At 58.3% G+C, this 21,176-nt stretch carries 19 protein-coding genes and 3 pseudogenes; 13 read left to right on the top strand and 9 right to left on the bottom strand.

Translation table 11 applies throughout. The features are described from left to right. Positions 1–77 precede the first annotated feature (77 nt). Positions 78–1,001 carry a phenylacetic acid degradation operon negative regulatory protein PaaX gene (gene paaX, locus ACF8EF_RS06385; protein ID WP_209966089.1) on the top strand — a complete coding sequence of 308 codons (924 nt, stop codon included), beginning with the start codon at positions 78–80 and terminating at the stop codon, positions 999–1,001. Positions 1,002–1,060: 59 nt separating this feature from the next. Here paaX and ACF8EF_RS06380 read toward each other — a convergent pair whose 3' ends face one another. Continuing rightward, positions 1,061–1,858: a helix-turn-helix domain-containing protein gene (locus tag ACF8EF_RS06380; RefSeq protein ID WP_176684211.1), complete on the bottom strand. Its 798-nt coding sequence runs from the start codon at positions 1,856–1,858 to the stop codon at positions 1,061–1,063. Between the two features lie 2 nt (positions 1,859–1,860). After that, positions 1,861–2,109, bottom strand: coding sequence for a hypothetical protein (locus tag ACF8EF_RS06375; RefSeq protein WP_176684210.1), 249 nt, complete (start codon positions 2,107–2,109; stop codon positions 1,861–1,863). 289 nt (positions 2,110–2,398) lie between these two features. Between ACF8EF_RS06375 and ACF8EF_RS06370 the strand changes: the two genes are divergently transcribed. Beyond that, positions 2,399–3,325 (top strand): universal stress protein, encoded by a 927-nt coding sequence (locus ACF8EF_RS06370; protein WP_392460700.1) that lies wholly within the window; start codon positions 2,399–2,401, stop codon positions 3,323–3,325. 29 nt (positions 3,326–3,354) lie between these two features. Here ACF8EF_RS06370 and ACF8EF_RS06365 read toward each other — a convergent pair whose 3' ends face one another. Continuing rightward, positions 3,355–3,903, bottom strand: coding sequence for a GNAT family N-acetyltransferase (locus tag ACF8EF_RS06365; protein WP_176684208.1), 549 nt, complete (start codon positions 3,901–3,903; stop codon positions 3,355–3,357). 182 nt (positions 3,904–4,085) lie between these two features. Here ACF8EF_RS06365 and ACF8EF_RS06360 point away from each other — a divergent pair, with 182 nt between their 5' ends. The 3 genes from ACF8EF_RS06360 (at position 4,086) to ACF8EF_RS06350 (ending at position 7,089) form a co-directional block, all read left to right on the top strand. Then, positions 4,086–5,012 carry a universal stress protein gene (locus ACF8EF_RS06360; RefSeq protein WP_392460699.1) on the top strand — a complete coding sequence of 309 codons (927 nt, stop codon included), beginning with the start codon at positions 4,086–4,088 and terminating at the stop codon, positions 5,010–5,012. After that, complete coding sequence (locus tag ACF8EF_RS06355) at positions 5,003–6,370, top strand: MBL fold metallo-hydrolase RNA specificity domain-containing protein (RefSeq protein WP_392460698.1); 1,368 nt, start codon at positions 5,003–5,005, stop codon at positions 6,368–6,370. Before ACF8EF_RS06360 ends, ACF8EF_RS06355 begins: the two co-directional genes overlap by 10 nt. Before the next feature lie 74 nt (positions 6,371–6,444). After that, positions 6,445–7,089 (top strand): hypothetical protein, encoded by a 645-nt coding sequence (locus ACF8EF_RS06350; RefSeq protein ID WP_392460697.1) that lies wholly within the window; start codon positions 6,445–6,447, stop codon positions 7,087–7,089. A gap of 51 nt (positions 7,090–7,140) precedes the next feature. Here ACF8EF_RS06350 and ACF8EF_RS06345 read toward each other — a convergent pair whose 3' ends face one another. Beyond that, positions 7,141–7,710 carry a GNAT family N-acetyltransferase gene (locus tag ACF8EF_RS06345; protein WP_339443252.1) on the bottom strand — a complete coding sequence of 190 codons (570 nt, stop codon included), beginning with the start codon at positions 7,708–7,710 and terminating at the stop codon, positions 7,141–7,143. A gap of 252 nt (positions 7,711–7,962) precedes the next feature. Here ACF8EF_RS06345 and ACF8EF_RS06340 point away from each other — a divergent pair, with 252 nt between their 5' ends. Further along, positions 7,963–8,523, top strand: coding sequence for an Hsp20/alpha crystallin family protein (locus ACF8EF_RS06340; protein WP_176684203.1), 561 nt, complete (start codon positions 7,963–7,965; stop codon positions 8,521–8,523). Between the two features lie 42 nt (positions 8,524–8,565). On the opposite strand, the gene ACF8EF_RS06335 is transcribed toward ACF8EF_RS06340, so the two are convergent. Further along, on the bottom strand, positions 8,566–8,991 hold the full coding sequence (locus tag ACF8EF_RS06335; RefSeq protein WP_209966075.1) for a potassium channel family protein: 426 nt from the start codon (positions 8,989–8,991) through the stop codon (positions 8,566–8,568). Positions 8,992–9,310: 319 nt separating this feature from the next. Between ACF8EF_RS06335 and ACF8EF_RS06330 the strand changes: the two genes are divergently transcribed. From ACF8EF_RS06330 to ACF8EF_RS06310, 5 genes and pseudogenes are all read left to right on the top strand, one after another. Next, positions 9,311–10,201, top strand: coding sequence for a universal stress protein (locus tag ACF8EF_RS06330; protein ID WP_392460696.1), 891 nt, complete (start codon positions 9,311–9,313; stop codon positions 10,199–10,201). A gap of 135 nt (positions 10,202–10,336) precedes the next feature. Then, positions 10,337–10,774, top strand: a complete 438-nt coding sequence (locus ACF8EF_RS06325) for a YeeE/YedE family protein (protein WP_392460695.1) — start codon at positions 10,337–10,339, stop codon at positions 10,772–10,774. 1 nt (position 10,775) lies between these two features. After that, the gene (locus ACF8EF_RS06320; protein WP_176684199.1) at positions 10,776–11,207 is read left to right on the top strand and encodes a DUF6691 family protein; all 432 of its coding nucleotides are present in this window, start codon (positions 10,776–10,778) and stop codon (positions 11,205–11,207) included. Positions 11,208–12,856: 1,649 nt separating this feature from the next. Further along, positions 12,857–13,508: pseudogene (locus tag ACF8EF_RS06315) on the top strand (ATP-binding cassette domain-containing protein); the annotation flags it as partial. 328 nt (positions 13,509–13,836) lie between these two features. Then, positions 13,837–14,048 (top strand): annotated as a pseudogene (locus tag ACF8EF_RS06310) (integrase); the annotation flags it as partial. Positions 14,049–14,537: 489 nt separating this feature from the next. Here ACF8EF_RS06310 and ACF8EF_RS06305 read toward each other — a convergent pair. Beyond that, positions 14,538–14,762 (bottom strand): annotated as a pseudogene (locus ACF8EF_RS06305) (nitronate monooxygenase); the annotation flags it as partial. Between the two features lie 513 nt (positions 14,763–15,275). On the opposite strand from ACF8EF_RS06305, the gene ACF8EF_RS06300 reads away from it, so the two are divergent. Next, a complete protein-coding gene (locus ACF8EF_RS06300; RefSeq protein ID WP_241804392.1) occupies positions 15,276–16,097 on the top strand; it encodes a CmcJ/NvfI family oxidoreductase in 822 nt (273 codons plus the stop codon). A gap of 101 nt (positions 16,098–16,198) precedes the next feature. Here ACF8EF_RS06300 and ACF8EF_RS06295 read toward each other — a convergent pair whose 3' ends face one another. Further along, entirely contained in the window at positions 16,199–17,167 is a 969-nt protein-coding gene (locus ACF8EF_RS06295) for an LLM class oxidoreductase (protein ID WP_274138617.1), read from the bottom strand. A gap of 470 nt (positions 17,168–17,637) precedes the next feature. Further along, on the bottom strand, positions 17,638–18,033 hold the full coding sequence (gene gloA, locus ACF8EF_RS06290; protein ID WP_119687225.1) for a lactoylglutathione lyase: 396 nt from the start codon (positions 18,031–18,033) through the stop codon (positions 17,638–17,640). A gap of 220 nt (positions 18,034–18,253) precedes the next feature. Here gloA and ACF8EF_RS06285 point away from each other — a divergent pair, with 220 nt between their 5' ends. After that, positions 18,254–19,126, top strand: a complete 873-nt coding sequence (locus ACF8EF_RS06285) for a LysR family transcriptional regulator (RefSeq protein WP_274138620.1) — start codon at positions 18,254–18,256, stop codon at positions 19,124–19,126. Between the two features lie 149 nt (positions 19,127–19,275). Here the strand turns inward: ACF8EF_RS06285 and ACF8EF_RS06280 are convergent, their stop codons facing one another. Next, positions 19,276–21,057, bottom strand: coding sequence for a monovalent cation:proton antiporter-2 (CPA2) family protein (locus tag ACF8EF_RS06280; protein WP_274138622.1), 1,782 nt, complete (start codon positions 21,055–21,057; stop codon positions 19,276–19,278). Between the last annotated feature and the right edge of the window lie 119 nt (positions 21,058–21,176).

The raw sequence follows: 21,176 nt of genomic DNA, 5'->3' as shown, positions 1-21,176 counted from the left end.
GCCTGGCAGTGACACGCAATGGCCAGGCGGCCCGCCGCACAGGTATAGTCGGTGCTTTATCCGCGCACAGTTCGCCCATGAGCAATCTCGCCCCACTGAACCACTTGATAACCCGCTTTCAGGAGCAGACGCCAATCCGCGCCAGTTCCCTGATCATCACGTTGTACGGCGATGCCATCGAGCCGCACGGCGGTACAGTCTGGCTCGGTAGCCTGATCAACCTGCTGGAGCCGATCGGCATCAATGAACGGTTGATCCGCACGTCGATCTTTCGCCTGACCAAAGAAGGTTGGCTCACTGCAGAAAAGGTGGGGCGACGCAGTTATTACAGCCTGACCGGCACTGGCCGTCGGCGTTTCGAAAAAGCCTTCAAGCGCGTCTACAGCCCGAGCCAGCCGGCCTGGGACGGGGCCTGGACGCTGGTGTTGCTGTCGCAACTCGAGACGGGTAAACGCAAGGCGGTGCGTGAAGAACTGGAGTGGCAGGGGTTTGGCGTCATGGCACCGAACCTGCTGGGCTGCCCACGGGCAGATCGTGCCGACCTGGCGGCCACGTTGCGTGATCTTGAAGCCAGCGACGACAGCATCGTCTTCGAAACCCACACCCAAGAGGTACTCGCGTCCAAGGCCATGCGCGCCCAGGTGCGGGAAAGCTGGCGTATCGACGAACTGGGGCAGCAATACAGCGAGTTCATCCAGCTGTTCAGGCCGCTGTGGCAAGGTTTGAAAGAGCAGCCGTTGCTCGATGCTCAAGATTGCTTCCTGGCACGCACGCTGCTGATTCACGAGTACCGCCGCCTGCTGCTGCGCGACCCGCAACTACCCGACGAGCTACTGCCAGGGGACTGGGAGGGAAGGGCCGCGCGACAGTTGTGCCGCAACCTCTATCGACTGGTGTTTGCCAAGGCCGAAGAATGGTTGAATGCAGCGCTGGAGACAGCAGATGGCCCATTGCCGGACGTGAGCGAGGGTTTCTACAAGCGTTTTGGCGGGTTGGTTTGAAAGGAATGCTCGCGTCACAGCGTCGTGGCCAACATCTACGGCGTCCGAGCAGGGTGCCTTCAGGGGCCCTTGACCTCACATTCACCGCCGCCCTGTTCCAGTGCCATGAGTGCAGGCATATCGAGAATTTCTACCAACCTGCCATGCAGGTCGACGAGACCCAGCGCCCGCAGGTGGGCGATGGATCGGCATACGGTTTCCAGGCGTAATCCCAGGTACGACGCCATGTCTTCTCGGGACATCCGCAGCATGAAGCCATGGGCAGAATAACCACGGCTGACGAAGCGCCTGGAGAGCCCTACCAGGAAGCTGGCCAGCCGCTGTTCTGCGGTGAGGTTGCACAGCATCAGCACACGCCCGTGCTCACGCACGATCTCCCGGCTCATCAAGCGATTGAGGCTTTGCTGCAGGACCGGAAAGTCACGCGCCAGGGTTTGCAAGCGGCGATAGGGGACGGGACAGACTTCGCTGTCTTCCAGAGCAATGGCGTCGCAGACATGGTGCTCTGTGGCAATGGCATCGAGGCCCAGTACATCGCCCGGCATCCAGAAGTTGATCACCACGCCTTGCCCCTCGGCGGTGTTCAGGCTGGTCTTGAAACTGCCGCAGCGGACGGCATAGAGCATGGTCAGCGGATCGTTGGCATTGAACAGCGCGGCGCCCTTGCGAATGCGAAGGCGTGGGCCTATCAACGCGCCCAGGCAGCTGTCGTCGTCAACCGGCAGGCCGGTGGGGAGGCACAGGCCGCTGACCCGGCAATCCCGGCAGTGGTTCGCCAGCGGTTTGAGGTGAATAGGGTTTGCCTTGGACGACTCGTTGGGCGAGTCGAGCCGTGTGACCTTCAGTTGGCCTGGCATCTTCAGGCCTCCTCAGCACTTCGGAGGCCGCTTTGAGCCTTCAAGCCAATGCGCGCACTGTGCGCATCGGCAATCCCAGCGTGGCGCGACCAATCGGCCAGCATGTCAAACGAGTGGGGCGCATTGAGGCGGGTTGTCAACCGTTCGACAAAATGCTCGGCTTCAGCTGCCGTACTGAAACTCACCCGCCAGTGATCCATGCGAACCCAACAGCGTCCCTGCACAGTGTTCTTCTCGACGTAAACGTTCATCAGAGCCTCCAAAGCATGTATCGGTAGACAATGCAGAATGAAGGCGTCCCTGCCGGCAGCGGAGGTGAAGCTCAGGGCGTTATCACCATGGCACGCCTGCGGCGCCTGAAGTGAATGTTGGTATGGGTACAGGGTGCGCCTGCGAAGTGTCGAGACATTGATCCGCGTCAAGTTGTTGCGCCATGGGCAATGCCGTTTGTCAGAAGGTGCCTCCAGTTGATAAACATCAAATTCGCAAGACCTGGGTGGCAGATGCTTGAGCTACGTATCGCAACCTCAGAGGTGTGCCATGGAAACTCCGCAAAGACTGCTGCTGATCGCCTCCCCCCTGATGCGCCGAACCCCGGTCTATGACCGGGCTGCTGCGTTGGCCAAGGCCAAGGGGATGGCGCTGCACATCGTGGCTTTCGACTACGTGGAAGGGCTTGCCACGGCGGGCCTGGTGAATGACCAGGCGCTGGCAGTCATGCGCGAGGGTTACGTGCAGCAGCACCGTGAATGGCTGGAAACCCAGGCGACATCGATGCGGCGCAGTGGTGTCATCGTCACAACCGAGGTGGTGTGGGTACAGCAACCCTTGAACGAGATCCTGGTGCACTTGCGTGAGCAGCCGTTCGCCATGCTGATCAAGGCGTTCGAGCATGAGCCCTGGTGGATGCGCGCAATGTTCACCTCGCTGGATATCCAGTTGCTGCGTGAAACGCGAACCCCCTTGCACTTGGTACACAAGGCCAGCCATGCGTTGCCACGCAGGATTCTTGCGGCGGTGGACCTGTCCAGGCCTGAGGATCAGTTCGAAGGTTTCAACGACCAGATCATCAGCGAAGCGCTGAAACTGACATTGCAGTGTAATGCACAGATCGAGTTGCTGTATGCCTACGACTTGGGTTCCATGTACCAGGATGCAGGCGGCAGCCGGGAACATTCGTTCCTGTTCGATTCGAACCACGCCCGGACCTTGCATGACGCTCAGAGTGCTGCCTTCCAGGAGCTTGCCGAACGCAACGGGATCGCCGTCGAACACCGCCACATGCGCATAGGCGACCCGGCAAAGGCCTTGGCGATATTCATGGATAACAATGATATCGACGTGCTGGTCATGGGCAGTTATCACCACCATGGCATCGGCTGGTTCATCGGCAGTACTGCCGAGCGGGTTTTGCATCGGTTGTCCAGCAGCGTGCTGGTGATTTCTCCAGAGCGCTCCCAAGGCTGAAGCACAAGGCCCGCAAGGGCCTTGTCTTTTCAAGGCTGCAGGTCAAGTTCGTGCAGGATCTCGCTCACATCCCCGCCAGGGTAGCGTGAGGTGAAGCCTAGTGCCTTGACCAGCCGGTGCATGCCATAGTTGCTGGCCAGATCCCGGGAAACCATGCACTGAAAGCCATTGCGTCGTGCGGCTGCAATCAGGTGCTGCATCAGGCGCTTGCCCAACCCTTTGCGCTGCCAGTCTTCGCTGACCGCCACTGCGCATTCGCAACATTGGCTGCCAGGTAGGCCTGCATAACGGCTGACGCCGATCTGTTGCAGTTTACCGTCCACATGAGCCAAGGCGACGTAGGCCATGCGCTGCTGATAGTCCACGGGCATGCATTGCGTGTCCAAGCTGGGCAAGCCGCCGCTGAGTCCGGCAATGAAACGAAAACGCCGTGATTCATAAGTGATTGTGCTCAGAAAACGCTTGTCCCGTTCGTGGTCCTCCTCGCGTAAGGGGCGGATCAGCACCGCCGAACCGTCCTCGAGGTTTTCGACCCAGTGTTCGCAGGTCTGTGGCTGTGCTGTTTGCTGCCCGTTCATGACGCCTCCCGTTACCCGATCATTGCCTGGTGCAGCCGTTTTAACGTGACGGGCCGGTTAGGTTCTGACAATCATCAAGTTCAGGCTGGGTAGCAGTTTTCTGATCTGCATCAAGCAACATCGATCCTGCGCGCGGAACATCGTCAGCATCACATCCACTGACGCAAGCGCGGAGGTTCACCATGGGGCAATATCGACAATTGCTGGTGCTGCTGAGCGAGGTCGATCCGCATTCCGCCGCTTTGCGCCGAGCCCTTGCCTTGGCGCAAGTCAGCGGCGCCAGCGTGCATGTGCTGGGCCTGTTCGAGCCGAGCGAGGAGCACCTTCTGCGCGAAGAGCGGCTGAACGAGGCCGATATCAAGCGCCAGTACCAGCATTATCGCGTTCAGTTGACGGGATTGGTCGAACGGCATCGGGGCAGCGGTACGACGCTGACGGTCGACAGCCTGAATGCGGAGGATATCCGCAGCCAGGCGATCGATTACATCAGTGAACTGCAGCCGGATATGGTCATCAAGGACAGCGAAGCCGCGTCGGCCCTGATGCGCATGTTCGGCACCCCACTGGATTGTGCGCTGATGCGAGGTTTCAAAGGCGTCAGCCATTTCGTGCCGGCGGCGGCCGTTTCATTGCCGCGGCGTGTGCTGGTCGCCGTGGATACTGCGTTCAGCGAGACGCCTGCCGTCCAGGCGTGCTTCAATCATGGACTGATTCGTGCTGGCCAGGCGCTGGCGTTGCAGTGTGACGCGCCCCTGCATCTGCTGTCGGCCTACAACCTGGCAGGGGTATTCGCCTCGGACATGAATGTCACCCAGGCGTGGATCGACGAGATGCGTGAGGCACTGCAGGAGCCTTTCGAGGCGCTGGCCGATGCCGAAGGCGTCGCGCCGGACCGCCGACATTTCATGGAAGGAGGCCCGGTACAGGTGATCCGGGAACAGGTCGCGGCCCTGGACATCGACGCGGTGGTGATGGGCGTGGTGCAGCCCAAAGGCCTGGACAAACTATTGGGAGACACCACCGAGCGTATCGTCAGCCGCCCACCGTGCAGCGTGCTCGCCGTTCATCCCCAAATAGCCGAAAGTTGGGAGCCTTGGCCATGCAACTGACATTTCTTGGCGGCACTGGCACCGTGACCGGCAGCAAGTTCTTGTTGACCCGTGACAGCACGCGGGTATTGGTCGACTGCGGACTCTTCCAGGGTTTCAAGCAACTGCGCCTGCGCAACTGGCAGCCACTGCCCCCGGCGCTGCGGGCGCTCGATGCGGTGGTGCTGACCCATGCCCACCTTGACCACAGTGGTTATCTACCGGTGCTGGTTCGGGAAGGCTACCGCGGGCCGATCTACGCCACGCCGGCGACTTGCGCCCTGGCGGAAATCCTCTTGCTCGACAGTGCGCGGCTGCAGGAAGAGCAGGCCGACCATGCCAATCGCCACGGTTACTCCAAGCATGCACCGGCGCAACCGCTCTATACCGAGCAGGATGCCAAAAGGGTCCTGGCACTGTTTCATCCCGTAGAGTTGCACCAGGTGACCCTGATTGCCGAGGGCATGGAGCTGCTATTGCGTACCGCCGGACATATTCTGGGGGCAGCCACGGTCCAGATCAGCGCCGAAGGGCAGACCGTGCTGTTTTCGGGTGACCTCGGCCGCCCTCAGGATCCGATCATGCGTGCGCCTGAACTGGTCAGGACGACGGACGTGCTGTTGATCGAGTCTACCTATGGGGATCGCCAGCATCCGGCCGAATCGACCGAACAGTACCTGGCCAAGGTCATCAACGAAACGCTCCTGCGCCACGGCATTACCCTCGTGCCCTCGTTCGCTGTCGGCCGTGCCCAACTGCTCATGTACTACCTGTACACGCTCAAGCGCGACCGGCTGATCCCTGATATCCCGGTCTACCTGAACAGCCCGATGGCCACCGATGCCACTGGCCTGTACCAGCAGTACCGCAGTGAACACCGGCTGACAGCAGCCGAGTGCGCCGCCATGTGCAGGGGCACGCACATCGTCCGCACGGTCGACGAGTCCAGGCACCTGGACCAGCTGCGCGAGCCCGCAGTGATCATCGCCGCCAGTGGTATGGCGACCGGTGGACGGGTGCTTCACCACCTCAAGGCGCTGGCCCCCAACCCACGCAACAGCATTCTGTTCTCGGGCTTTCAAGCCGGAGGGACGCGGGGTGCCGATATCGTCGCGGGCGCCCACAGCGTGCGGTTGCACGGCGAGGACGTGCCCATCCGTGCACAGGTGCATGCGATGGAGAATCTTTCTGCGCACGCCGATGCTGATGAAATCATGGAATGGTTACGCGGGTTCACCCGGCCACCGCGTCAGACCTATGTCATTCATGGCGAGCCACACGCAGCCGACACCTTGCGGCGGCGGATCAGCCTCGAACTCGGCTGGCAGGTGTGCGTGCCTGAGTATCAGGAAACGGTTGCCATCGACCCTGTGCGCTAGGGGCTGTTTCCAACGCAGCATCAACGAGTATCAAGGCTTTTCATACAGAGCCTGGGGTGGCGCGGGAGGTATTCATGAACACACAAGCAAGGGCAAGACTCAGAGCCTGGATGCATCGCCCCAAGGGCAGCCTGGGTTGGATCGTGGCGATTCTGGTCTTGCTACTCGCCGCATCGGCCTACCACGGGCTGAGCCCGACCTGGCGCCTGCCCCTGCACGGTCCGGCCGTGATACTGGCCTTGCTGGCCCTGAGTGTGGCGCTAGGCTGGGCGGTGCAGCGAGGCGTGAAGCGCACTGTCGGCAGGGCCATTTTCAACGGCCAGGAGACAGGCTGGCAGGCCAGGTTGGCGTTTCTTCGCTCAGTGGCCCGGGAATCGAACATCCTGCTGATGGTGCTGTTGTGCCTGGGGCTACTCGGCACAGGCGCCTTGTGGTTGGCAGGACGCTCGGTGACGCAGATCGTGGCGAACTGCGAGGCCAACCTGCAGGCTCAAGTGGACGTACCCGAAGATGAAAAACTCACCGCACTGGTCGGCAAACCGGTGTGCACGTGCCTGGCGCAGACCTTCATGGAGCGCAACGGGGTGCTGCGCATGGCTTTGCTCGAAACGCCCATGCAGGAGGTGAGCGGCTTGAAGGTACTCACACCCGATGATGAGCAGCGCTGCCTCAAACAGTTCGACCTGCTGCCCGAGGAGCCTCAGGCAACCATGCCTTGAATAAGATGCTGGCCGCCGCGTCAGGACCGGTCATGGCGCGGCGGCTTCGGTTCAGCTCAGTACAAGCCGATGGATTACCTGGCTCGGATCATCAGGGTCGGTGGTCGTGGTAAATCCTGCTGCCTTGGCCATGTCACGCATTGCCTGGTTGGCGGCGAAATCGATCGAATACATCTGCCGAAAACCTTTTGCCCGCGCATGATCAGTCAGGTGCTTGAGCAGCAAACGGCCGAGACCATGGTGTTGCCAGCTGTCGAGAACCGTGACCGCGCATTCGCATTCATCCTTGGCATCACAAGCGGCGTAACGGGAAATGCCCACTTCTTGCAGTTCGCCGTCGACATGCGCGAGGGCGACGAAGGCGGCTTGTCGGTCCTGATCGACCGCCATCAACTGGTCGAGCATGGCTTCACCGGGCTCCCTGATCTGACACAGGAAGCGAAAGTGCCGTGATTCAGGTGACAACCGTTCGATGAAGGCCCTTTCGCGCTGCCTGTCCTTGGCTTGCAACGGCCTGATCAGTACATGGGTGCCATTGTCCAGAGCATCGATCCAATGCTCGCCGGATGGCACCGGAAACGCGGTGGGGGCAGGTTGAGGGGAGGGGTTGACTGGAGCCATGGCGGTATCCTCACACGTCTGGAATGAACAGTGGAGATACAGTGTCGTCGCATGGCCTTGCACCGACTTGATAGTTGTCAATTGCACGGCTACCAGCCCATTAGGCGGCAGTCTCACCGGCCGTTGATCAGGAGCAAAAGGGGCAGGCAAAGGTTGCCGCATGCAGGTTGATAAAGGTCAAGCGTGGGGTTAGCTGCAGGCTCAAGATCAAGGCGTCTCCCAGCGAGGCATAACTCATTCGAGGAGGTCGCCATGTCCGAAGCAGCCAAGAAAGTACCTGATACTCCCACTGCCGCCCAGCCTGCCAAGGCTTCGCCGCCCAGCGCCGAAACATCGGATCAGTGGCGGCCATTCCAGCAGTTACGGCGCCAGATCGACAGCCTGTTCGAGGATTTCGGGCGCCGGCCTTTACGCACACCGTTCAGCCACACGCCGTTTGACGTAGAGCCGTTCTGGCGTCGCGACCTTTTCAGCCATGGCATGCCGGCGATGGATATCAGCGAACTGGCCGATGAATTTCGCATCAGTGCCGAATTGCCAGGCGTGGACGACAAGGACATCGAAATCAAGCTGGTCAATGGGAATGTGGTGATTCGCGGAGAGAAGCAGGAAGAACGCGACGAAAAGCGCAAGGAGTATCACCTGTCAGAACGGCACTACGGCAGCTTCGAGCGGGTTTTCCAATTGCCCCGCGAAGTCGATGCTGAAAAAATCAATGCAGAGTTCGCCAACGGTGTACTGCGGGTACATCTGCCAAAGCGTGCCGAAGCCATTCACCCGGAAAAAGTGATTCCGATCAAGAGTAGCGAGTGAACGACGTTCGGGAACGCTTCAGGAGCAAGGACGCTCCGGCTTCTATTTGGCTTTCCAGTACTTCTGCATTTCCAGGAAGAGAAACGAAGCGGTCCAGGTGATCAGCACCAGGCCAGTCAATGCCTGCAGGCCAGTAAGGTATTTGAGGTGCCCGTCAGGGGTGATGTCGCCGAAACCAATGGTGGTATAGGTGGTGAAGGAAAAGTACACGCAGTCCAGGAAACTCCCGTCGAAATTGCCGCTGAGCGTGCCCCAGCCGTCGGCATGGGCCATCAGGTAATACACCAGGGCAAAGCACCAGACCTCAAGCGCATGGGCCAGCAGTGCGCCGAACACGCCCGCTACGATGCGAAACCGGCTCCAGAGCTTGAGGCGGGGTAGCCAGTCATTCAGGCGCAGCAGGCATTCGTAGTGAATGATCACCACCAGTATCACGACCAGCATGTTGATCAGCGTGACAGTGAGCATCGCGAAGGTACTCTTGCCCTGTGTGGCGGTTCATTTCAAGTTGTCGACCAACGCATGGATGGTAGCTCATTGGCCTGCGGCAGTAACGGCGGGAACGCTTCGAGCCAGATCGCGCGCATCAATCCTTGGCAAACTTGAGCCACGATGCGCGCCTGGAGTCGGTAGAGGACAGTGATGGCCGCCCCGATGACGGCGCATCGGTTCAGCCGTAAAGTGGCGCTATGGCGCCTGGGGGCCTTGATATTTATCAAGAACGAACCAGCGCCGGCTTCGATAATGACAATCGCATACACCCCAAACGCCGCGCTGGGAGGTGCCCATGACGCCGTATCGCCGGATCCTGCTCATCATGACCGAGGCCCAAGCCAATACAGCGCTGTCCTGGGCCATGGCATTGTCTGCGGCGTCGGGTGCAAGTTTACAAGTACTGGGCATCCATGAGTCGGGTGAACTGCGCCTGCGTCATGAATTGCAGGAGGACCCGGTACCTTCGGTCTCATTCGTGCACTTCAGCACCGAACTCAAAGCGCTGCTCGATGAGCAGCAGTTCGTGGGGGCTCGGCCAGGTTTCGAGGCCGTAGAAGCCTCCAATCCGCGTGATCAACTGCCAGCCTGCATTGCCCGCTACGCACCTGACCTGGTGATCAAGGACTGCCCGGGCCACTCCCTGCTCGAGCAGATCGCCCGGACCTCGCTAGACCAAGCGTTGCTGCATGGGTGCGAGACGCCGTTGTTGTTCGTGCCGGCGAATGCCCCAGCCACCCCCCGCAACATTCTGGTCGCAGTGGATGTCGCCAACCCGTCGCCACACAAGGATGCCCTCAACCATGCCCTGATCGCGGCAGGTCAGCAACTGGCTGCTCAATGCAAGGGCCAGTTGCACCTGCTCTCGGCTTACGACCTGCCCATCGCCATGCTGGCCAACCGTGACCTTGCCGGCCCCTGGGCGAACCAGTTACGTGAGTCACTGCAGTTGCCTTTCGATGCGTTGGCCGATGCACATGGCGTTGCCCACACGCACCGGTATTTCAGCGAAGGCGCGCCCCTGCGGGTGATCAAGACCTACATCGCCACGCTGAAGATCGATGCAGTGGTTGTCGGCGTCGTGCAGGCCAGGCATTGGGCCAAGGTGATCGGCGATACCACCGAGCGGCTTCTCAGCCATGCGCCGTGCAGCATCCTGACGATCAGGTCTGCGCCGGTCAGCTGACTTTATTGTTTCGCTTCTATCGTTTCTGCAGCAGGCTTGGACGCGGGCACCGCATGCTGGGAAGTGTCATGAGGTCGCTCTCTAGCGTTAAGATGGAATCTGTTTTTGTCTCTAATACGACAATGGAGCGCTGAGATGTTTGTTGATATGGCTGCCTTCACGCCGTGGTCGGCGTTGGCAGGCGGGGCACTGATCGGTTTGGCCGCTGGGCTGTTCGCCGTTGCGAACGGGCGCATCGCGGGCATCAGCGGTTTGCTCGGTTCTCTGCTGCAAAGTGGCGGGGAAGGGCGGGGCGAAAAAGTGTGCTTCTTGTTGGGACTCATTGCCGCGCCACTTTTATGGCAACTGTTCTCGGCAATGCCTCCGGTTCATTTCGGTATGGCGCCTTGGCTGCTTATGGTCGCGGGAGTTCTGGTAGGCCTCGGTACTCGCTATGGCGGTGGCTGCACCAGTGGCCATGGCGTTTGTGGCCTGTCACGCCTGTCGCCCCGTTCGGCAGTGGCGACACTGTGCTTCATGGCCGCCGGCTTTGCCACGGTCTTCGTGGTCAGGCATCTTTTTTCAGGAGCGTGAAATGAAGCGGATCAGTGGCTTCATTGCAGGGTTGCTATTCGGCATGGGGATATTGCTATCCGGCATGGCAAACCCCGCCAAGGTGTTAGGGTTTCTCGACATTGCCGGGCAGTGGGACCCGTCGCTGGCACTGGTCATGGTGGGTGCGATAGGTGCCGCACTGTTGCCTATGACCTGGGCGCGGCGTCACACCACGGCTGCGCTGGGAGGTAAGATACAGCTGCCTGCCAGGCGTGACATCGACCGTCGACTTGTCGGTGGGAGCCTGGTCTTTGGCATAGGCTGGGGGTTGGCCGGCGTTTGTCCGGGGCCGGCGTTGGTGTTGCTCGCCGGGGGGTACTGGCAAGCCTGGCTGTTCGTGATCGCGATGCTCGTCGGTATGGGATTGTTCAATGTTGCGGAAAACTTTCGCAGTCGTCAGGGCAGGGTTTGACGATACACAACGAAGTTTTGATCGAACTGATCACCCGGCACTTACTGAGTGTAACTCTACTAAATGAATATTTAGCATAGTTATAATTGAACACCATCATTTAAAGGGCAGGGTACTTTATCTTTTCCAAGGTTTGAAGCCTCTTACGTATGCCTCATTTCAGGAGAAATCACAGAGTGCCGCCCCCTCAGAGAGCCCGTAATGCTCGTACGACGCTGCGACACAGTGCAGAAAGGCGTGATCTGGTCATCTTGATGTGTAGCCCTGGGGAGCTTCGTACCAGTGCTCGATATTTGGAAAATGCGTGGGCTGAGTACGATTTACGTCGTACAGCAACGAGCTCGTGATGCTTTGCATATCACCAGATAATGAAGGGTATTGGCGTGAGGATAAGGCTATGAATGATGCTCCTTGCAATGAGGCACTGAGCCAGAAAATAGCTCTAGCAAGGGATCTTCGCCGCCAGCATTCAAGGAACCTGAGCGCGGCCAAGGCGGTGCTCGTTACGGCCTCATAAATGCTATCGGCATGTGTCGCTGATCTGCCATGACGGCGGCAGTTCTGTCAGCTATGGATGACAGACCGATAAATCTACAAGCACGGCGATCACACTGGGCCGCAGCATGACGTCATTGCGCCTCTAAACCAGATGCTTCGATTTCCTCCCAACACTGAAGGTTTGAACAGCGATATTTGGCCGCTCGATCAGCAAGTTCACTCGAGCAGAACGATAACCTGATTTCACAACGCCATAGCAGGATTTGATCTTGGGTATATTTCACCTGTCGCCGATCCGGCGTAGTCACTGGAAGTCAAATCCCGAAGACATCCCGAGCGTTCAGAGCTGAGTTTGTTGTAACGTAGCTCATCGTAGTCGCTGTCCGATTGCATGACGCTGTGATCGTTTATGATCAGGGTGACCATGCTGAGGTCGCTGTCCTGGCTTCAAATCTGTCCATCCACGGCCCAGATAGCCCTGCATGAAGTTGCCCATAATGCATATTATGTTAAATTATGGTCTTTGATGAATCCGCCTTGTTTATTTGTCTTCGGGAATGTCCCCTGTGACTGGAGTACGCTGAAGTGAATCTTTGTACAAAAAGGTCTCTCCCTAGCGTTTACGCCCTAAATACGCGATGTCTAGCGATCACTTCAGCTGTCCGCTGCTCCCGCCTTTTCAGAAGGCTAAGACTCATCTTAAGTTCCAAAACGCTCATTAGCCCCCCTCATTGCTTGTGATAAAGCTTATGATCATCTTCAAACGGCCCGATGTAGATCTCGGCAGCTCAAATTATAGCCTCACCAGCTTGGGGTCGCATCAATCTATGCGCTGAACGATCTTTACTTCCCGGTCTCATACCAAGCCTAACCTTTACTTCACCTACGAACTCTTAGTGCTAATGATTACTTCAACTGATCGTTTCATAGCGTCAGGCTGGCTGCCCCGTCTTTGAGGTAAGGCGCCTCAGACCCTCTAATAGCGCAGTAAAATCCACGATCTGAATTTGACTTACAGTTCCCTTGTATCTCTCAAGGGCCGTCAGTGGAGCTTTGTTTTTTGGCAGAGTTCCCGCGATCACCACATATCTGGTCTTGCCTCCGCTAAACGCCCGTGAAAACTCCAGGGTTTCATTCACAGCGGACTGGAGCTGCTCGGGCTGGAAACCCCTAGCCAAGGGCTGGTGACCTTCGCCGGACAGCCCGTCAATCAGCTGCGCGGCGAACAGGCACGGGCCTTCCAGCGTACCGTGCAGTTGGTGTTCCAGGACGCGCCGGGCGCATTCAACCCGCAGCGCAGCATCGGCTGAAGTATCGCCAAGCCCCTGCGTCACCTGAGCGCCTTTAATGAGACAGCCCGCCACGCACGGGTAGTGGAGCTGCTGAAGCAGATGGGGCTGGGCGCCGAGCATGCCGCAACAGCTCAGCGGTGGTCAGTTGCAACGTGCCAACATCGCCCGAGCACTGGCGATCTCGCCAAAGCTGGTGGTACTCGACGAAGCGCTTTCGAATCTGGATCGTGTGCTGCAACTGCAACTGCAACTGCAACTGCAACTGTTACAACGGCTCCAAGCGCTGCGTCGCGACAAGGGGACCGCCTTCGTGCTGATCAACCACGATCTGAGCCTGGTGCACTACTTCTGCCAGCGGGTTGTGGTGCTGGACGCAGGAAGCATTGTCGAGGACTGCACCGTGCGCGGCGATTTGTCGTTCGAGCATCCGGCCGGGAAGCAATTGCAAGCCGCTGTGCTGCCTGAACGCCCGACAAAGATCTGCGCTCGGGTCAGTACATCTCTCGCATGAACAATTGAGCGCACTAGCACTCATCACCAATGGGGCCAGGCTGTGTGCCCCCCGCTGCTTTTCGATGATCGCGCTGTATGTGAAATCTGGAAAGAGATGGCGGCTCAGCCAGACCCAGATTTTGCGTAGACGCGCGATTTCTAGGATGTTTTTGAACAGCCACATCGGTCCGGAGGTTTTCACACAGCCTGGGTCGATAGCTGCCATCGCTGCCCTTCACGATTGAATATCGTCATGCCGACCTCTTCGCTATATTAGGTCTGATAAGCACAGGTTATCCGAACCTAGTGCAGCGTTGAGCGAGATGAAATTGACAGAGCCGGTACAAATGCCCTCCTCCCAGCCGTTGGTGCTGGCGGATCTAGCCGACAGCACCCGCGCCGCGGCCGAGGCATTCATTGCGGCCGCCACCGCAGCCAACACCGTGCCCAGTTTCCAGACTGCCCTCACCTACTGGCCCGCGTGGCTGCAGTTGCGTTATCGTCGACTCCTCGGCGACGGCGCGCTACCGCCGAGGTTGCCGTGCAGTTTATTGTCGATCCCGTGTCAATTGCTGAGATGACTTCTTGATACTAGCCCCTGCCCTACCCGCCTTGCTCACGAGAGTAGATCGCCGACCTAGCTGAACACCAGCATGTGAGGTCATGGGGAACCTGATTTTCGATAGTGACAAGTTTAATAAGTCAAAAAAATAGGCTGTCACCCAGCTCGGCTGGTGCCCAGCCCGTGGCTTTTCACTTACCCTGAGATTTTTTTCACTTTGCCTAGACTCTCGCACCAAACTGCACCGCTCCCCGCTTCCAGCAGAATTCGAGAGAGAGGATGACGTGTCATCGGGAAACCACGTGTGCCCTGTTCCCCCAGTCTGGTATGGCATCCATTAGGCAGCCCCGTTCTAATGCCACAGGTCCGGTTCGTCTGGGCTTCTTCTTCGCTCTGGCGGGTCAGCAGAGCAATATGCCACTATAGTCCCTTGTTAAGCAGTTCATTTATCTCGCCTCGATAAGGATTCGAAAGTGATGCCTATGCCGGTATAGAGGCGTGATCCGAAGGTAGATCCGTGAAGTTCCGATTGACCATGCCCCGGGCAGGTCGCCCAGAAATCACACTGGTAACCTGGGTGTGATAGGCGCGATGGCTTTTCATTGCTTCCCGGTAGGCAGCGTTTGCGGATGTCTCAGGGCAGAGGATAAAGGCTGTGCCAAGCTGCGCACCGCAGGCGCCGAGCGCCATTGCAGCTTTGATCCCTGCCCCAGTGATCTACTGCGCCGCTGGCACCCATACCAGTCTGCACGCTCGAGCCAGGTAAGCAGGCCGACCTGCTGGTGCTCGACGGCCCCCCCATGGCGGCATATGTCGTTCATGGTGAGATCCACCATTTGCAGGGCCGGGGCTAATCAGCACGCACCTGACTGGAACACGCGCTGTCAATTGGGCAAACCATTGAAAATGGGTGCTAACGAAGCTTCCGCCGCAGACACGCAGGTCATGCTACACGGCATGTACGTGAACAGCAGTGGTGCCATCCTTTCGACTCACGAAACGGGGGAAGGCCTGGGCAAGTATCCGCCTCTTGCAGATTCCAAGCTTTCTCCTGCTGACAGCAAAGTTGTGGATAGCCACTTGTCACTCTTGGAGGGCTTGCGCCTGGAGGGCATTTAATGCGTCTGTTCGAGGGCATATGATTGAGAGCGAGCCTACATGCCAGCCACATCGCCGCCACAGCGCCACCACGCCGAGTACGGCCAGCAGAACGGGAGGTATTACTTGAAATGCACAATTGATATGCCCGATAGCGTTCTCACGAAACTCACCTACCTGGTCAGGCAAAATGCAAAGCCCTATATACATACCGAGGCTTTGACCGGTGACAGTGAGGCTCACTACTTTGCCGAGCAGGAGGAGCGCGAAGTCAAGATACAAAACGGACGTCCGTTAGCCGACAGCCTTTCACTGGACAAGCAGGGGTTTGAACTCCACCGGCGAGAGACGGTGGTAGACGATCTCTACGACGATACCTCGGTAGTAAAGGTCTACTATGACGAGATAAAGGCCTTGATCAAGCAATTGACGGGCGCGAGCCGGGTCGTGATCTTCGACCACACCAGGCGCAGTGACGCCGAACGGCGGGATTTTCGCGGCCCAGCCAGCCGTGTGCACAATGACTACACCGAACACTCGGGGCCTGAGCGTATCCGGGAAGTACTGGGCGCGGAACAAGCCGCCGCAATGGCAGCGATGTCAGTCGCTCAGATCAACGTCTGGCGCCCGATAAGCGGCCCTGTCAAGCGCTCGCCGTTGGCGGTGCTGGACGCCTCGACGCTCGACCCCAATGATCTGCTGGCTACCGACTTGGTCTATCCGGATCGCATCGGGGAAATTTATCACCTCGCCTACAATACTCACCAGCGCTGGTACTATTTTCCGGAGATGCGCCGTGACGAAGTCTTGCTGATCAAGGGTTATGACTCGCGTCACGACGGCCGTGCCCGCTTCACCCCCCATGCCGCCTTCCAGCTCCCCCATACGCCGCCGGGAGCCCCGCCACGCGAAAGTATCGAAGTTCGTACCCTGGCCTTCTTTCACTAGGTATTGGTCACCGGGTGTGGCGGCGGCCATATCGCCGTCTCGCGCCCGGCGCGGTGACCGGATAGAAAGCTCGGGGCGTAGCATTCGTGCCCCGTGCCGCCTCACGTAGACAGGATGAAGTCAGGCAGAACGAACTGACCGAGCTCCTCGAGTACCTCGCCAGCGGGGCGTTGCCCGTACTTCAAGTTGATGATCACATGGTTGACGCCGATCTCCTGTAAGTGTTGCAGCAGTGAGATCAGATGATATCGCCCTAATTGATAGCCGAGGTGGATCGGTCGAGGGGGTATCTGCGAGTTGTCCGTCAGGTCGATGTATAGCGACTGGGTGAAGGGTTTGAACAGCTCACCACATTCGGTACGCACTGCAGTGCGCCAGTTCTCGACAATCAGTTGCTGAGTCTTCGGCGCACGCGGATAACTGATCCAGCCATGACTGCAGCGGGCAATCCAATCCAGCGTCTGGCGGCTATGACCGGTGACGAAGAATGGAATTTCCGCTGTGGTCGGCTTGGGAATCAGATCGCAGCCCTCAAGCGTGCCGCCGGACCAGGTCAAAGGCACGAAACTGCTGCGCTGAACCTGGCGAAATACCTCTAGGTATTCGCGGAACATTCTGTCACGCTGCTCCGGATCTACACCGAATGCGGGAAACTCTACAGGTCGGTCCCCGGAAGCCACGCCTAATAACAGGCGGCCACCACTGAGTTGATCTACACTGGTGGCCGCCTTCGCGGTGTGAAGAGGGTTGCGGATTGGCAGGATGACCGAGGCGGTACCCAGCGCAATCGAATGCGTGTGTGCCGCCATGAAACCCAGGTAGACCCAAGGATCGAAGACCTGACCGGTATCACCGAAACTAGGGTCACGTAACGGTACATCGCGAAACCAAAGGGCAGCGAAACCTAGCTTTTCGGCTCTTTGGGCCAGGCTCACCTGGCCAGCCATACTCGGCATATCACCGCTAAAGGCTTCGAGGGGGAGGAAAAGGCCCAGGCTCAACCGACCTTGACGGTAAGTGCGCTGAAAGCCCGGTTGTCGCTGATAGGGAATGGAACTCGGAGTGAACATGCGCCCTCCTACTTACATCAGAACCTGGATGAGGGTGCTGAAAGAAACCTGGGTTTGTCCTATGACAACGGACACCTTCGCCACTTCGTTAGGTATCGCGTATGCGCACCGCGTCGGTTTCGACCCCCAACGCGCCCAGCGTCAGCACGGCTTGACGGTCGAGCTACAGTGCGGATTAAAGGTTTCCCGCCCTAGGTAGTCGGCATCGTGTATGAACCGCTCAATGTGTCAGAGCGGTCACCATCACCGTGATGGACCTTGAGACCAGAGGGCTCCACGGTGCGAATCAGTTGCGGATTTACATCGATATTCTAAAGTTTAGCTCCCTGTGCGAGCGGCGCCTGACAAGCAATCCGACCTGTACGGCCAACAGCTATGATGAGTTCAGGGCCTTGAAGACCGAGCTTCGGTAAAGAGCACAAAAGCACTTTCGCCACTCCAGGCCCTGCCTCGCGCCTTCCCTCGCTTGATCAGTCGAATTGCGTGCCTTTTTGTATCAGCTCGACCTTGTACCCGTTGGGATCTTCAATGAACGCGATTATTGTGCGTCCATGTTTCATGACACCTGCTGGTCGAGGAACACGATATCCCATGATAGCAGCACGGCTGCACACAGCTTCTGCATCCTCAACCTCGATAGCTACATGCCCGTAAGCATCGCCAATCTCATAGCTATCTTGTCCCCAATTTCGCGTCAGCTCCAGAACAGCAGTTTCTGCCTCCAGGCCATATCCGAGGAAAGCAAGGGTGAATTTGCCCTCCGGATAGTCTTTGCGTCTCAAGAGGCTCATGCCGAGCACTTTAGTGTAGAAGTGAATGGTTTTATCCAGATCCACCACACGTAGCATGGTATGTAGTATGCGCATCGATTCTCCGCTGCAGCTTCAGCCCTTCGCAAGGCCAACATTTCCTAGAAGGCTTTCCCCGACGACGACGAAAGTTCGTGCATCCAGGCCCTACCACCGCAAGCCCATGAGGCCAGGCTGTCGAGGTGATTGGATGCGTTTTCCCAGGCAATGTTAAGCTGACACACACATCACTAAAAGTGATCAGATGTGAGCTATGCCATCACAAAAGGAGAGCATCTTGAAGCTTTCACAGCTTGGTTTTTTTTGCGCTGTCGTAGAGCACGGTACGATAGCCGCAGCAGCTGCACAGCTGCATTGCGTGCCCTCGAACATCACAGCAAGACTGCGAGAACTAGAAACTCAGCTCGGCGTCGTCTTGTTCAACCGCGAAAATAACCGGTTACTTGTCACCCCCGAAGGTAGGCTGGTCTACCGCAAAGCCAAACAGCTCCTCGACCTGGCAGCTGAAACACGCTCGCTGTTTTCAACCGATTCCATGCATGGCGTGCTTCGCGTTGGGGCGCTTGACGTAGCGCTTGCCAATCATCTCCCTCCGCTTCTGGTACGGTACCGCCTTGAGGCGCCTGGGGTAGAACTGCACATCCGTCCGGAGCACTCGCTACTCCTGGAGCGGCTGTTGATGGATGGCGAGCTTGATTTGATCCTCACTGATGGCCCCATCGAGCATCCTTTGCTTGAAAGCCGCTTAGCGTTCCGTGAGCGCTTGTTGAGAGTTGTACCGAAGGCCTTTTCCTCGCCCACCCCGGAAGACCTGGCTGGGCTCGAACTGTATGTATTCGGTCGCACGTGTCACTACAGGCAACAGGTCGATAACTGGCTAGAACGCAGCGGCATCCAGCCTCGGGCGATACTGGAAATCGAATCGTATCCCAGTATTTTTGCCTGCATCGCACAGGAAATTGGCTTTGCTTGCGTGCCAGAGAGTTATATCGACCGTTTCGCGAGCCAGGCAGATACCTTTCAGGCCGATCATGTGCCGCGCCTGGATTCAAGCGATATCTATTTCGTCTGGCGAAAAAATCAGCAGTCGCCGTTGATCAAGAATTTCATCGAGGCCATTGATAATCACCAGGGCAAGGGCAATGTTTAATGTGCAATCCCCGCATCCCATGAAGATTTAATCTGTCTCGCCATCCAGGAAACTACACATCGCCCACGAAGCGGCAGAAAATAACCGCCCGCAGTTGTGTGCGTGCCTGCGATAGCGTGAGTGTGCGTATTGCCGTCAGGTTTTCATGCTCAATGAGCATCCCGTGCTTCAGGCTTCGGCGGATCAATGCGCTCGATATTTCCCAGGACCAACGCTCGCCCGGCAAATAGACCCCCGGATGTTTCCAGGGCAAAACGTTCAGCATCGCGGGTGCGCACCTCGTCGGTCACCGCGTCGGCTTCGTGCGCTGAGGCCCCCAGGGTCAGCACGGCCTGGTGGCCAAGCAGCAAGGCGGATTCAAAGGTTTCCCGCACGATGTAGTCGGCGTCGTGCTTGACCAGCTCCAACGCATGCTCGCGGTCAAAGGCGCGCACCAGCACCTTTACCTGCGGGCAATAGTGCCGCGTGCTTTCGACGATGCGTGTCGCGGCCTTCTTGTCATTCACGCACACAATGATGGTACGGGCGTGATGGGCCCCGGCAGCATGCAACAGGTCGTGCCGGGCACCATCACCGTAATAGACCTTGAAACCATAAGGCTCGACGGCGCGGATCACCTCCGGGTCCATATCGATGATCGAAAGCTTGGCGCCATGAGCGAGTGGTGCCTGGCAAGCGATCTGGCCGACACGACCAAACCCTATGATCAGGATATGGCCTTGGAGATTCTGTGCCGGCTCCACACCGTCCATGGAAACCGCCCGGTGCCGCGCGAAGCGCTTGTACAACAGAAGGTTGACCGGCGTAACGGCCATGGACAACACCACGATAGCCGTCATGTTGGCGTTGATTTCGGGACTGACGACCTTGAGTTTCAGCGCTTCGGCAAACAGCACGAACGCAAATTCACCACCCTGCGCCATCAGCACGGCGCGGTCCAGCGCATCACCATGCTGGCTTTTCGCGAGGCGCGCGACCCCATAGATACACAGCGCCTTGACCATCATCAGCGCCAGCACGCCAGAGGTGATCAGCAGCCAGTTCGCGGCCACCACGTGCAGATCCAGCGCCATGCCGACGCCGAGGAAAAACAGTCCCAGCAACAACCCGCGAAACGGTTCTATGTCAGCCTCAAGCTGGTGGCGGAAGGTGGACTCCGACAGCAGCACACCGGCAACGAACGCGCCCATCGCCATTGACAGGCCGCCGATTTCCATCAGCAGCGCTGCTCCCAGCACCACCAGCAGCGCGGCAGCAGTCATCACCTCGCGCGCCCTGGCTTGGGCCAATACCCGAAACAGAGGGTTGAGCAACCACAACCCGATGACCACCAGTGCGCTCAGGGACAGCGCTGCGGTCGCCATGCGCTGCCACAGGGGGGAGCTGGGTTCGGGCACCGATGCAGTAGGTGCCAGAAATGCCACCGCCGCCAGCAACGGCACTATCAACAGGTCTTCAAACAGCAGAATGGAGACGATGCGTTGGCCCCTCGGCTCGGTCAAGTCACCCCGCTCTGAGAGAATCTGCATGACAATCGCCGTGGATGTGAGCACAAAACCGGCCGCGCAGACGAATGACACCTGCCAAGGGAAACCAAAGGCCTTGCCGACGACGGTGAGCAGAACGGCACAGATCACCACCTGCAGGCTGCCCAGCCCAAAGATCTGCCCGCGCAGGTCCCATAGATGCGAGGGTTTGAGCTCCAGGCCAATCACGAAAAGAAACATCACCACACCCAACTCGCCCACATCAATGATGGTGTGGGGGTCATTGATCAGTTGCAGCCCGAAGGGTCCGATCAGCATCCCTGCCAACAGGTAGCCCATCACTGAGCCGAACCCAATGCGCTTGAGCAGCGGCACGGCCACCACGGCGGCGGTGAGCAAAGTGATAACACCCAACAAAAGTCCTGCGTTGCCTTCAGCGGACATAGTCTCGACCTTCAGTCCTTGGCAGGACCGGTTTTGGGAAAAAATCCGGATGAGTTATCGCTGGGCGTCTCAGCTCGACAGAGAAGTGCAATGTCCATTGCAGGGGGGCGGCTACCGTT

The organism is Pseudomonas sp. zjy_15 (genome assembly GCF_043101865.1).
In the GTDB taxonomy this organism is placed as follows: domain Bacteria; phylum Pseudomonadota; class Gammaproteobacteria; order Pseudomonadales; family Pseudomonadaceae; genus Aquipseudomonas; species Aquipseudomonas putida_Y.
Note: the sequence above shows the minus strand (reverse complement) of the source record. Positions and strands in the feature narration are given on the sequence as shown.

What these genes read in the sequence shown, in the direction of transcription:
- paaX (WP_209966089.1), top strand. Translation starts at nt 78, where the DNA reads ATGAGCAATCTCGCCCCACTGAACCACTTGATAACCCGCTTTCAGGAG.
- ACF8EF_RS06380 (WP_176684211.1), bottom strand. Translation starts at nt 1,858, where the DNA reads ATGCCAGGCCAACTGAAGGTCACACGGCTCGACTCGCCCAACGAGTCG.
- ACF8EF_RS06375 (WP_176684210.1), bottom strand. Translation starts at nt 2,109, where the DNA reads ATGAACGTTTACGTCGAGAAGAACACTGTGCAGGGACGCTGTTGGGTT.
- ACF8EF_RS06370 (WP_392460700.1), top strand. Translation starts at nt 2,399, where the DNA reads ATGGAAACTCCGCAAAGACTGCTGCTGATCGCCTCCCCCCTGATGCGC.
- ACF8EF_RS06365 (WP_176684208.1), bottom strand. Translation starts at nt 3,903, where the DNA reads ATGAACGGGCAGCAAACAGCACAGCCACAGACCTGCGAACACTGGGTC.
- ACF8EF_RS06360 (WP_392460699.1), top strand. Translation starts at nt 4,086, where the DNA reads ATGGGGCAATATCGACAATTGCTGGTGCTGCTGAGCGAGGTCGATCCG.
- ACF8EF_RS06355 (WP_392460698.1), top strand. Translation starts at nt 5,003, where the DNA reads ATGCAACTGACATTTCTTGGCGGCACTGGCACCGTGACCGGCAGCAAG.
- ACF8EF_RS06350 (WP_392460697.1), top strand. Translation starts at nt 6,445, where the DNA reads ATGAACACACAAGCAAGGGCAAGACTCAGAGCCTGGATGCATCGCCCC.
- ACF8EF_RS06345 (WP_339443252.1), bottom strand. Translation starts at nt 7,710, where the DNA reads ATGGCTCCAGTCAACCCCTCCCCTCAACCTGCCCCCACCGCGTTTCCG.
- ACF8EF_RS06340 (WP_176684203.1), top strand. Translation starts at nt 7,963, where the DNA reads ATGTCCGAAGCAGCCAAGAAAGTACCTGATACTCCCACTGCCGCCCAG.
- ACF8EF_RS06335 (WP_209966075.1), bottom strand. Translation starts at nt 8,991, where the DNA reads ATGCTCACTGTCACGCTGATCAACATGCTGGTCGTGATACTGGTGGTG.
- ACF8EF_RS06330 (WP_392460696.1), top strand. Translation starts at nt 9,311, where the DNA reads ATGACGCCGTATCGCCGGATCCTGCTCATCATGACCGAGGCCCAAGCC.
- ACF8EF_RS06325 (WP_392460695.1), top strand. Translation starts at nt 10,337, where the DNA reads ATGTTTGTTGATATGGCTGCCTTCACGCCGTGGTCGGCGTTGGCAGGC.
- ACF8EF_RS06320 (WP_176684199.1), top strand. Translation starts at nt 10,776, where the DNA reads ATGAAGCGGATCAGTGGCTTCATTGCAGGGTTGCTATTCGGCATGGGG.
- ACF8EF_RS06295 (WP_274138617.1), bottom strand. Translation starts at nt 17,167, where the DNA reads ATGTTCACTCCGAGTTCCATTCCCTATCAGCGACAACCGGGCTTTCAG.
- gloA (WP_119687225.1), bottom strand. Translation starts at nt 18,033, where the DNA reads ATGCGCATACTACATACCATGCTACGTGTGGTGGATCTGGATAAAACC.
- ACF8EF_RS06280 (WP_274138622.1), bottom strand. Translation starts at nt 21,057, where the DNA reads ATGTCCGCTGAAGGCAACGCAGGACTTTTGTTGGGTGTTATCACTTTG.